Origin of the sequence: Nocardioides sp. (genome assembly GCF_047602075.1) — a bacterium.
Lineage (GTDB): Bacteria > Actinomycetota > Actinomycetes > Propionibacteriales > Nocardioidaceae > Nocardioides.
This window is the reverse complement of sequence record NZ_JASGIF010000001.1, coordinates 2275247-2286976: the sequence shown is the minus strand read 5'-3', so window position 1 is coordinate 2286976 and position 11730 is coordinate 2275247. Positions and strand designations below refer to the sequence as shown.

The window sequence follows — 11730 nt, the reverse complement described above, 5'->3', positions numbered from 1 at the left end:
CTGGGATTCACATCCTGATGTCAGGAATTATCCTAGGCCGCCAGGCAGAGTAGGGCCATGAGTCTGATGGCCGGACCCGACCAGCGGAGCGGGAAGCTCCGTGCCCGGATCTGGCAGGTGGCCGAGGCGGCGACGACCCCGTTGCTGCCCGCGGACTACCTCGATCTGGTCGCCCCGCTCCGTCCGGGCGCTGACCTGAGGGGTCGGATCGTCTCGATCCACCCCGAGACCGCGGACGCCGCCACGATCGTGATCCGGCCGGGGGCGGACTGGGCCGGGCACGTCCCAGGTCAGTACATCCGGATCGGCATCGATGTCGACGGCATCCGGCAGTGGCGGGCCTACTCGCTGACCCACGGCCCGCGGCCGGACGGCTTCATCTCGATCACCGTCAAGGCCGTGCCCGACGGGCTGGTGAGCAACCACCTGGTCCGCGAGGCGAAGCCGGGCACTCTGGTCCACCTCGAGCCGGCTGCCGGCGAGTTCGTGCTCCCGCCCGACGGTGGCCGCTTCCTGTTCGTCACCGCCGGCTCTGGCATCACCCCGGTGATCGGGATGTTGCGCAACCTCTTCCCCTCCACCGACGCCGGCGTGCTGCGGCTGGCCCGCAGTGAGCCGTTCGACATCGTCGTCCTCCACGTCGCCCCGTCGGAGCCGGACACCATCTTCGCCTCCGACCTTCGCAAACTCGACGCCGCCGGCGTGATCCGCCTGGTGTCGCGGTACGACGACGTGCACGGTGTGCTCGACCTCGCCGATCTGACGGACCTGGTCCCGGACCTGGCAGAGCGGACGACCTTCGCCTGCGGCCCGGCCGGTCTGTTGGAGGCGCTCGAGGAGCACCACGAGGAAGCCGGGCTGAGGTTGCTCACCGAGCAGTTCCGGGTGACTCGCATCGTCGCCGGCGAGGGTGGCACGGTCACTTTCGCCGGCGCCGGTGTCACCGTTTCGGCCGACGGCGCTACCCCGATCCTGGACGCCGCCGAGGAGGCCGGTGTCTTGATGCCGAGCGGGTGCCGGATGGGCATCTGCTTCGGCTGCGTCCTGCCGCTGCGCGAGGGCGCCGTCCGTGATCTCCGCAACGGGGAGATCACCACTGCGACAGACGGTGACGGCGTCATCGTGCAGACCTGCATCAACGCCGCTGCCGGCGACTGCCTCATCGACCACTGACACCCACGACCGACCCATACCACCGACGTACCCACGCCAAGGAGCCCCCGTGACCACGATCCAGAAGAAGGACGAGAACCCGGTCGCCCACCTGACGCCCGAGGACATCGAGCAGCTCGGCCGTGAGCTGGACGCCATCCGCCAGGAGGTGCTCGACACCCGGGGCGCCAGCGACGCGAAGTACATCCGCTCGGTGATCGCCACGCAGCGCTACCTGGAGCTCGGCTCCCGTGCGGTGCTGTTGTTCTCGTTGTTCCCGCCGGCATGGTTCGTGGGCACGGCAGGGCTGAGCGTCGCCAAGATCTTGGAGAACATGGAGATCGGGCACAACGTGCTGCACGGGCAGTGGGACTGGATGCGCGACCCGAAGATCCACTCCACCACCTGGGAGTGGGACAACGCGACGCCGGCGGAGCAGTGGAAGCACAGCCACAACGAGCTGCACCACACCTACACCAACGTCATCGGCAAGGACAACGACCTCGGCTACGGCATCATGCGCGTCGACGAGGACCAGCCCTGGGAGCCGTTCCACCTCGGCCAGCCGCTGTGGAACTTCCTCAACGCCTGCTTCTTCGAGTACGGCATCGCCGCCTACGACCTGGAGCTGCGCGGCAACCTCGCCAAGGGGACGACCAAGAGCCCGGAGTTCAAGGAGAACTCCCGCAAGGTGCTGCGCAAGATCGGTCGCCAGGTGACCAAGGACTACGTGGTCCACCCGCTGCTGTCGGGGCCGTCGTTCTTCCACACCTTGTCGGCGAACTTCGTGGCCAACGTGGTCCGCAACGTGTGGTCCCACTCGGTGATCATGTGCGGCCACTTCCCCGAGGGCGTGGAGACCTTCGAGAAGCGGTCCATCGACGGTGAGACCAAGGCGGAGTGGTACCTGCGCCAGATGCTCGGCTCGGCGAACATCTCCGGGTCCAAGCTGGTGCACATCATGAGCGGCAACCTCTCCCACCAGATCGAGCACCACCTCTTCCCGGACCTGCCGTCGAACCGCTACGCCGAGATCGCTCCGAAGGTGCGGGCCCTGTTCGAGAAGTACGACCTCAACTACTGCTCCCGGCCGCTGGTGCCGCAGGTCTACTCCGCCTGGCACAAGGTGGTCCGGCTCTCGCTGCCCAACGGTTGGCTGGACACCACCACCGTGCGCAACCTGCCCTCGCAGTTGAAGACGCTGGGCCAGATGATCAAGGGCGGCCCGCGAGTGCGCCGCGTCGCTCAGGCCCGGATGACCCAGCTGGCCCGGCGCAAGCGCGCACCGGCCAAGGTCGCCGCCGCGGCCGCCTAGCGGCTGCCTAGCACCCGAGCACGGGCTTGTTGCTCCGGACCACGCCGCGCGGGTCGCGGCGGGTCTTGAGTTCCCGCAGTCGAGCCAGGGCCGGCTCGTCGTAGCCGGCCTCGTTGGCCTGCTGTGAGCCCGTGAAGTTCGGCAGCCGGTGCTCGCTGGCCAGCCGTCCGAGCGCGGCTTCGATCGCCTGGAAGGATCCGGTGATCGGCTGGGCGAGCTCGGGCACGGCGAGGATCCCGAGTGCGAAGACCTGGAAGGACTCGCTCACCGGCCGGACGGCGCCACCGCCCACCGGCGCCTCGGCGAAGGCGCCGCCGAGGCCACGGATCTGGATGACCGTCAGGGCGGTCCGGCTCCGGTCTCCCACCGCGGCGACCAGGTCGTCGATGCCTCGGTCGTCCAGCTCGGTCACCAGCATGGAGTGCTCCATGGCCGGAGTGGGGTCGGTCGGCTCCGCGGCGACATCGGCGACCTGGCTCGGCTGGATCGGCCGCATCAGGTCGAGGGCGGCCGGTGCTGCGTCACGCAGCGACCAGAGCAGGATCTCGGCCATCTGCGGCGTGCCTAGGTAGGTCGCCATCACGGTGACGAACGAGCGGCCCCGGATCGGCTCGGGGACCATCTCGAGGTCGGGGAAGTGCATCAGGTTGGCCCACAACGTCAGCTCACGCGGTGCGACCCGGGCCAGGTCCCGGAAGGCTCGGAGCACCACAGGTGCGTGCTCGATCCCCCACATCAGCTGGCCGCCGTACATCTCCGGGGCGTCGAAGAGCGCGACGGTCACGCCCAGCACGATCGCGAAGTCGCCGCCACCACCGCGCAGCGCCCAGAACAGCTCCGGGTCGGATGCGTCGGAGACGGTACGGCGCACTCCGTCGGCGTCCACGACGTCGAAGGAGAGGATGCTGTTGGCGGTGAAGCCGTGCTTGCGTGTGAACCAGCTGACCCCGCCGCCGAGCGCGAGGCCGACGACGGTCGGGTCGTCGCTGCTGCCGGCCAGGGTCATCAGTCCGGTGCCGTCCAGCTCGGCGCAGAGCTCGCCGAACTTCACGCCGGCGCCGACGGTGGCCGTCTTGGCCTCGACGTCGACGGTGATGTCGGCCAGGGCCCGCGTCCGCAGCAGCAGCGCACCGTCGAGGACGCCGGCGCGGCCGGCGTGCCCGGTGGGCTGAGCCGAGACGGCGTGGCCGTGCTGGCCGGCCCACCGCACGGCGGTCACCACGTCGGCTGCGTCCGCGGCCTCCAACACGGCCAGAGGGCGCTGGTCGACGTTGACCAGCCAGGGGGTGCGAGCCCGGTCGTAGGTCGCGTCCTCCGGCGTGGTCAGCCGTCCGGAGACCGCGCCGCGGAAGCTCGGTCAGCGGGTCGCCGCTGGCGGGCTCGAGTGCGGCGGTGGGGGCGGGGATGGTGGTGCTCATGAGAGTGCTCCTGTTGGTGGTTCGATCTGCTTGTCGAGAAGACCCTCGGGGAAGGCGCTTAAGGGAGACTTGGGGCTGACTTGGGCTGACTTGGGGCACTCTTGGGTCGGACGGGGTCACTTGGGCGCGCGCCTCTATGCTCGGCCCGTGCGCATCGCGGTGCTGGGTGAGACCGAGGTCCGACGGGCTGAGGCTCTCCTGGACCTCGGCACCCGCAAGCAGCGGGCGATCGTCGCCGCGCTGGTGCTGGCCCGCGGTCGCGCGGTGTCCTACGACGCGCTGGTCGACCTGCTCTGGGGCGAGCATCCACCCGCCGGCCTGCCCGGAACCTTGCATGTCTACATCGCGGGGGTGCGCCGCACGCTGGAGCCGGACCGACCGGCCCGCTCGCCCGCGACCATCCTGGTCACCGTCGGCGGTGGGTATGCGCTGCGCGTGCCCGACGACCAGGTTGACGTCATCCGGTTCGAGCAGGTGGTCACTGGGGTCCATCGCAGTCTCGGGCCGATCGGTCTGGGTGACCCGCCGGCGCTCTCCGTCGAGGAGGCGACCGCGGCGCGGGACCGGCTCGACGGGGCGCTCGCGGCCTGGCGCGGCACGCCGTACGCCGATCTCGACGACCCCGACCCGGTCGTTGCGGAACGGGCTCGGCTCGAAGAGTTGTACACCCTGGCACTGGAGGACCGGGCGGTGCTCGGACTCGCGTTGGGCGACCATCAGCGTCTCGCGGGTGAGCTGGAGGCGTTGACGGCTCGTCATCCCTTGCGCGAGCGGCTCTGGGCGCTGCGTGCCGTGGCGCTGGTGCGCAGCGGGCGCCAGGCCGAGGCGCTGGAAGCGCTGCGCGAGGTGCGCTCGGTGCTGGACGAGGAGCTCGGCCTGGACGCCTCGCCGCAGCTGCGCGATCTGGAAACCGCAGTGCTCCGGCAGGACCCCACGCTGGCCTGGGTGCCACTCGACGCCGCCCGGCCAGCCAGCGAGAGTCGGGATGGCGCCGGGCCGGTCTCCTGGGCCCTGCCCGCGCCACCGCCGTGGCCGATGGTCGGCCGCGGCGACGAGCTGGACCAGCTCGAGCGACTACTGGATCGATCCGGGGGCGGCACACCGTCCTTCGCGGCATTGACCGGCGACCCTGGCATCGGCAAGAGCCGGCTGTCTCGTGAGCTCGCAGCGGCTGCGGTGGAGCGGGGCGCTCGCGTGCTCTGGGGACGGTGCTCCGAGGACGAGGGTGCCCCGGCGCTGTGGCCGTGGCAGCAGGTGTTCCGCGGCCTTGGTCGAGAGCTGCCCGCCGACCTCGGCCAGGACGAGGGCGCTGAGTTCCGCACCTGGGAGCTGGTCGTGGGCGGCGTCGCCGAGGCGGCCGCGAGCGACCCGCTCCTCTTGGTCCTCGATGATCTGCACTGGGCAGACCCCTCCACGCTGCGTGCGCTACGCCTGCTGATCAGCACGGTCGAGGCGGCGAGGCTGACGGTGGTGGTCACCTGGCGCTCCCGACCGGAGCCGACCGGCGCGTTGGCTGATGTGGCAGAGGCACTGGCCCGGCGACACGCGCTGCGGCTCGAGCTGACCGGGCTGGGACCGGACGAGGCCGCGACGGTGGTGGCCGCCGTGACCGACCTGACCCCCAACGCCGCCGAGGCATCGGTGCTTGCTGCGCGCACCGACGGGAACCCGTTCTTCCTCGTCGAATACGCCCGTCTGGCCGGGGACGGCGGCGACCTGGCCGAGCTGCTGCGCGAGGCCGAACCACCGGCGGCCGTCCAAGAGGTGCTGCGGCGACGGCTGAACCGACTGCCGCCGGCCACCGTCGCCCTGCTCCGCTGGGCCAGCGTCGTGGGTCGCACGTTCGACCTGGACGGGCTGGCCAGCCTGGCCGAGCTCGACGAAGGCACTGTGGTCGATGACCTCGAGGCAGCCTTGTCAGCGGGGCTGATCCGAGAGGAGGGCGCGGGGGAGTACGTCTTCGGCCATGCGCTGGTGCGGGATGTCACCTACGGCGGCCTCAGCGCCACCCGACGGGCCCGAGCGCACGCGAGGGCCGCCGAGGTCTTCGAAGGCACTCCCGAGCGGATCGGGGAGACCGCCCACCACTGGCTCGCGGCTGGTCCGGCTCATGCCGGACGCGCCTGGCGTGCTGCTGCCTCTGCGGCGGCAGCGGCGCAGCAGGTGCATGCCTACGAGCAGTCCGCCGAGCTTCTGTCGTCCGCTCTGGCCGCCCAGGCCGCCGACGCGGGCAGCGGACCGCGGGACCGCTTCGACCTGCTGATGGGTCTCGCTGCGGCCCACCGCTGGCGCGGCGAGTGGGCTCCGCTGCTGGCCACGATCGAGGAGGCGATCACGGTTGCCGACGACATCGGCGACGTGCGGCTGCTCGCCCGGGCGGCGTCGGCGATGACGATCGGCGCCTTGTGGCGATCGGCCGATGCGTCGACGACCCACGAAGGGGTGGTCGACGCGCTACGGCGCGCTCTTGCGGCCCTTCCTCGACGCGATGACTCCGTGCGCTGTCACGTCATGCTGGCGCTGGCCAACGAGACCGCCAGCGTCGCCCCCTTCGCCGAGCGGTCGGACCTGGTGGAGTCCGCCCTCGCCATGGCACGTCGACTCGGCGACGACGGTCTCGTGGTGGACGCCTGCGAAGTCGCCTTCATGTCGCTGTGGCAGCCCGACTCCGCCGAGCGCCGTCTCGCCCTGGCGGATGAGGCGATGGACGTCGCGGCGCGGATCGGCAACGAGCGGGCGTTCACGGTCGCGGCGATCTTGACGGCGGTCGCCCACGGCGAGCTCGGTCAGCCCGAGTCGATGTGGGAGATCGCGAGCCTCGCTCGAGACCACGCCACGCGGCTCCGGCTGCCCTATGGACTCCTGGTGCTCGACACCCTCGAGTTGCCCTGGCTGGCGATGGCGGGCCGCTTCGAGGAGGCCGAGCAGCGGGTCGAGCGGATCTTCGCGTTGGGTGAGCAGATGCAGCTCAAGAACGTCGAGGACGCCATGTCGGGTGCTCTGGTCAACCTGCGCCTCTGGCAGGGCCGCGCGGCGGAGATGGTCGAGGAGCTGACCGCGCTGGACAACCTGCCGTCGTCAGCGCTGGCGTGCCAGTTCATGCTTCGAGCGGGACGCGTCGAGCAAGCCCGGGAGTACCTCGCCGACCACCCGGCCGAGCTGGAGGCGGAGAACTGGTTCTCACTGATGAACTGGTCCGCGGCCGCCGAGACCGCGCTCGGACTCCAGGACCGCGACCTGGCCGGCCGTGCCTACGAGCTGCTCGCGCCGTACGCCGGCCGGATGGCGTGTGCCGGCTCCGGCAACGCGACCGGGCCGGTCGACGCCTTCCTGGCGCTCGCCGCCGCCTGCCTGGGTCGCGCCGACGACGCTGCCCACCACGCGGCCGATGCGCAGAGGTTGATCGAGGAGTGGGGGCTCGCGCTGGTCGGCGAGTGGCTGGCGGACCAGCGCGTGCGGTTCGGCTTCTAGGGACGCGCGGCCGCCCGCGGAGCGGCGTACAGGTGGCATCCTGACCGGGTGACCTCATCGAGCAATCCCGCGGACAAGCCGAAGACCTCCCGGCCGACTTCGGTGTGGGGAGACGAGTCCGAGGGCGTCGCGGCCGTCCTGGCGTGGGCGACCAGGCGGGTCTTCCGGCGCAGCGACCCGCTGACCACTGCCCGGCCCGCGGCCGAGCTCGAGGCGGCGCTGGGTCGCACCATCACGCCCGACGGGATCGGTGCCGACGCGGCGCTGCGCATGTTCAAGCATGTGGTCGTGCCGGCGACCCGGTCGCAGGACGACCCGATGAACCTCGCCTACGTCCCGTCGGCGCCGACCCGCTCGGCGGCGGCCTTCGAGCTGGCCACCAGCGCATCGAACATCTTCGCCGGGCTGTGGGAGGTGGGCGCCGGCGCCATCCATGCGGAGAACCAGGTGATCGCCTGGCTGGTCGAGCTGCTCGGCTGGCCGAGCAGCGCCGGCGGCTGTTTCGTCGCCGGCGGCACGATGGGCAACCTGTCGGCGTTGGTCGCCGCGCGTCAGGCAGCCGAGCAGCGCCGACTCGACGCCGGGCTGTCTCGGGCACCTGCCGAGGGTTGGTTGTTGGCCTGCTCGGAGGAGGCGCACTCCTCGATCCGGTCCAACGCCCGCGTGATGGGCGTGGACATCGTCACCGTCCCTGGTGACGACCGGGGCCGCCTCACCGGTCCGGCGCTGGGGGAGGTGTTGGACGGCGCCGGTGACCGTGTCTTCGCCGTGGTGGCCACCGCGGGGACGACCAACGCGGGCATCGTCGACGACATCGCCGGGGTGGCCGACCAGTGTCGAGAGGGGGAGCTGGCTGCACGTCGACGGGGCGTACGGCGGTGCCGGTCTGCTCGCCCCCAGCGTGGCCCACCTCTACCGCGGCATCGAGCATGCCGACTCCTTCATCGTCGATCCACACAAGTGGCTCTTCGCGCCGTACGACGCCTGCGCGCTGGTCTATCGCGACCCGGCGCTGGCCAGGGCCGCGCACCGACAGACGGCGAGCTACCTCGACGTCGCCAACCAGGCGGAGTGGAACCCGGCGGACCTGGCCATCCATCTCTCGCGGCGTCCCCGTGGACTGTCGCTGTGGTACAGCCTGGCCACTCACGGCACCGATCGCTACCGCGAGGCCGTCGAGACCTGCCTTGCCACGGCCCGGGCGGTGGCCGAGGACATCCGCAGTCGACCGGCGCTGCGGATGCTCAGCGAGCCGGAGCTGTCGGTGATCCTCTTCGACCGGCCGGGGTGGACCGCCGAGCAGTACGCCCAGTGGTCGCACGAGCAGGCCGTCGCTGGTCACGTGCTCTGCGTCCCGACCCGGCACCGAGGCGAGCCGGTGCTGCGGCTGATCTTCATCAACCCCAACACCGATCCTGCTTCGGTCAGCGAGGTCCTCGACACGCTGGCCTAGCGCGAGGCGCCACTCCGGGTTGCGCGAGGTGCCACTCCGGGTCACTGCGCAAGCGGCGGAACGTCTGCGCGATGATGAGCCGGTGACGAAGAGCGAACGGCCGGCCGCCGAAACTCGATCCGGCCCGTCGCTGATCGGTCGCGCTGCCTGGCCCGCGGGCGTGGTGGTGGCCGCTCTGTTGGGGGCTGTGGTCGGCGGGCTGATGGTGCGCGGCGACGGCGCCAAGGACGGCGTCGAGACGGCAGGGTCCATCGAGGACGTCGTCTGCCGGGCGTCCCGGGTGGCCGACCGGGTGCTGCCGTCGGTGGTGACCATCGCTGCGCGGGGCGGAGCTGGCTCCGGCACCGGGACCGGCCTGCTCATCCGCGATGGCGGCTACCTGCTCACCAACGAGCACGTGGTGAGCCCGGCCGGCGAGGACGGGCAGCTCACCATCCGCTACCACGACGGGACGTCGTCACCGGCGACCTTGGTCGGTGCTGACTTCTCGACCGATCTCGCGGTCCTCAAGGCCGACGATGGCGCCGAAGGCCGCCCGCTGATGACGTACGGCGACTCCGACGCCCTGCATGTCGGCCAGCCGGTCGTCGCTCTGGGTGCGCCGCTGGGGCTGTCGAGCACGGTCACCGCCGGCATCGTCAGCGCGCTCGGACGCTATGTGCCGATCCCGTCTCAGGAGCGCGGCACGGCGCACCTGCTCGATGCGATCCAGACCGACGCCGCCATCAACCCGGGCAACAGCGGTGGACCGCTGGTCAACTGTGCGGGTGAACTGATCGGGGTGAACACCGCGATCGCGACGGTGCCCAACTCCGCGGGGGTCTCGGGTGGCGGCAGCGTCGGGCTCGGCTTCTCCGTCCCGGTCGCGGTGGTGGCGCCGATCGCCGAGCAGCTCATCGAGACCGGCAACGCGAACCATCCCGTCATCGGCCTCGCCGCCCACGCCGTCGGCTCGGCCGGATCGACGCAGCCCGACGGACTGTTGGTGACGAAGGTGGTGTCCGGTGGCCCCGCCGCACAGGCGGGTCTGCGCGCTGGTGACCTGATCACCGAGGTCGACGGGCGGCCGGCCCGCGACACCGAGCAGCTGGTTCTCGCCACGCTGACCCGCGGTGCCGGCGACACCCTGTCGCTCACCTTCGTGCGAGCGGGCGCCGAGCAGTCGGCGGAGGTCACCCTCGTCGCCCCGTGAGGCCGCGTTCCTAGCCCACCAACGCCGCAGAGACGACCTCGCGCGCCTCGGCCTGGACCCGGGCGAGGTGGTCGGGGCCGAGGAAGGACTCGGCGTAGATCTTGTAGACGTCCTCGGTGCCGGAGGGACGGGCGGCGAACCACGCATTCTCGGTGACGACCTTGAGCCCACCGATCGCCGCGCCGTTGCCGGGCGCTCGCGTCAACCGGTCGACGATCACCTCGCCGGCGAGCTCGGTCGCGTGGACGTCCTCGGGGGAGAGCGCAGCCAGCTTCGCCTTCTGCTCTCGATCGGCGGGCGCGTCGACGCGTGCGTAGGCCGGGTCGCCGTATCTCCCGACCAGATAGGAGTAGTGCTGGGAGGGGGTCTTGCCGGTGGTCGCGAGGATCTCCGAGGCGAGCAGGGCGAGCAGGATGCCGTCCTTGTCGGTGGTCCACACGCTGCCGTCGCGACGGAGGAACGATGCCCCGGCCGACTCCTCGCCACCGAACCCGAACGAGCCGTCGATCAGACCGGGCACGAACCATTTGAAGCCCACCGGCACCTCGACCAACGGCTTGGCCAGTCCAGCGGCTACCCGGTCGATCATCGACGACGACACCAGCGTCTTGCCGATCTGGGCCGTCGCCGGCCAGTCCGGCCTGGCCCCACCGAAGAGGTGGTTGATCGCCACGGCGAGGTAGTGGTTGGGGTTCATCAACCCGGCGTCGGGCGTCACGATGCCGTGCCGATCCGCGTCGGCATCGTTGCCGGTTGCCAGGGAGTAGTCTCCCTTGCGGCTGATCAGCGAGGCCATCGCCGAGGGCGACGAGCAGTCCATCCGGATCTTCTCGTCCCAGTCCAGCGTCATGAACCGCCAGGTCGGATCCACCAACGGGTTGACTACGGTCAGGTCGAGTCCGTGCTGGTCGGCGATCTCGCCCCAGTAGGCCACCGATGCGCCACCGAGCGGGTCGGCGCCGATGCGCACCCCCGCCGCCCGCACGGCGTCCAGGTCGACCACCGAGGGCAGATCGTCGACGTAGGTGCCCAAGAAGTCGTACGGCGAGCAGTCGGCGCGGGCTCGGCCGAACGGGATCCGCTGGACGCCGTCGAGACCGGAGCGGATGAGCTCGTTGGCGCGAGCCGCGATGACGCTCGTCGCGTCGGTGTCGGCGGGACCGCCGTGCGGGGGGTTGTACTTGAAGCCGCCGTCGCTGGGCGGGTTGTGGGACGGCGTGACGACGATGCCGTCCGCCAGCCCGTCACCGGAGGTGCGGCCGCCGTTGGCGCGCAGGATCGCGTGGGAGACCGCCGGGGTCGGGGTGTAGCCGTCGCGAGAGTCCACCAGCACGGTCACGTCGTTCGCGACCAGCACCTCCAAGGCGGTCGCCCAGGCCGGCTCGGAGAGACCATGGGTGTCGCGGCCGATGAACAGCGGGCCGTCGTACCCCTGCTCGCGCCGGTAGTCGCAGATCGCCTGCGTCGTCGCCACGATGTGGGTCTCGTTGAACGACGTCCGCAGGCTGCTGCCACGGTGGCCGCTGGTCCCGAACGCGACCTGCTGGTCGACCGACTCCGGATCGGGAACGCCGGTGTAGTAGGCGGTCACCAGATGGGCGACATCGACTAAGTCAAACGGCTGCGCGGGCTGGCCGGCGCGTGACGGGGATTGCTGCGCGGGGGCATCCATGGGTTCATCATGCCGTCCGACGCGCCGGTACAGACATCCCTGACAACACGACTCACC

The 11730-nt window shown here is 71.0% G+C and carries 6 protein-coding genes and 1 pseudogene; 5 read left to right on the top strand and 2 right to left on the bottom strand.

From position 1 onward, the window contains the following. Nucleotides 1-57 precede the first annotated feature (57 nt). Both QM714_RS11560 and QM714_RS11555 read left to right on the top strand, forming a co-directional pair. Nucleotides 58-1173 (top strand): ferredoxin reductase, encoded by a 1116-nt coding sequence (locus QM714_RS11560; protein WP_415100560.1) that lies wholly within the window; start codon nt 58-60, stop codon nt 1171-1173. A gap of 49 nt (nt 1174-1222) precedes the next feature. Beyond that, a complete protein-coding gene (locus QM714_RS11555) occupies nt 1223-2467 on the top strand; it encodes a fatty acid desaturase family protein (protein ID WP_415100558.1) in 1245 nt (414 codons plus the stop codon). 7 nt (nt 2468-2474) lie between these two features. On the opposite strand, the gene QM714_RS11550 is transcribed toward QM714_RS11555, so the two are convergent. Beyond that, nucleotides 2475-3716: an FAD-binding oxidoreductase gene (locus QM714_RS11550; protein WP_415100556.1), complete on the bottom strand. Its 1242-nt coding sequence runs from the start codon at nt 3714-3716 to the stop codon at nt 2475-2477. 316 nt (nt 3717-4032) lie between these two features. Between QM714_RS11550 and QM714_RS11545 the strand changes: the two genes are divergently transcribed. The 3 genes and pseudogenes from QM714_RS11545 (at nt 4033) to QM714_RS11535 (ending at nt 10001) form a co-directional block, all read left to right on the top strand. Beyond that, a complete protein-coding gene (locus QM714_RS11545) occupies nt 4033-7356 on the top strand; it encodes a BTAD domain-containing putative transcriptional regulator (protein WP_415100554.1) in 3324 nt (1107 codons plus the stop codon). A 270-nt stretch (nt 7357-7626) separates the two neighbouring features. After that, a pseudogene (locus QM714_RS11540) lies at nt 7627-8809 on the top strand (pyridoxal phosphate-dependent decarboxylase family protein). 82 nt (nt 8810-8891) lie between these two features. Beyond that, nucleotides 8892-10001, top strand: a complete 1110-nt coding sequence (locus QM714_RS11535) for a S1C family serine protease (RefSeq protein ID WP_415100552.1) — start codon at nt 8892-8894, stop codon at nt 9999-10001. Between the two features lie 10 nt (nt 10002-10011). Here the strand turns inward: QM714_RS11535 and pgm are convergent, their stop codons facing one another. Next, entirely contained in the window at nt 10012-11673 is a 1662-nt protein-coding gene (pgm, locus tag QM714_RS11530) for a phosphoglucomutase (alpha-D-glucose-1,6-bisphosphate-dependent) (protein WP_415100550.1), read from the bottom strand. Nucleotides 11674-11730 lie beyond the last annotated feature (57 nt).

Coding starts and splice junctions, on each gene's coding strand:
- QM714_RS11560 (WP_415100560.1), top strand. CDS start 58: ATGAGTCTGATGGCCGGACCCGACCAGCGGAGCGGGAAGCTCCGTGCC.
- pgm (WP_415100550.1), bottom strand. CDS start 11,673: ATGGATGCCCCCGCGCAGCAATCCCCGTCACGCGCCGGCCAGCCCGCG.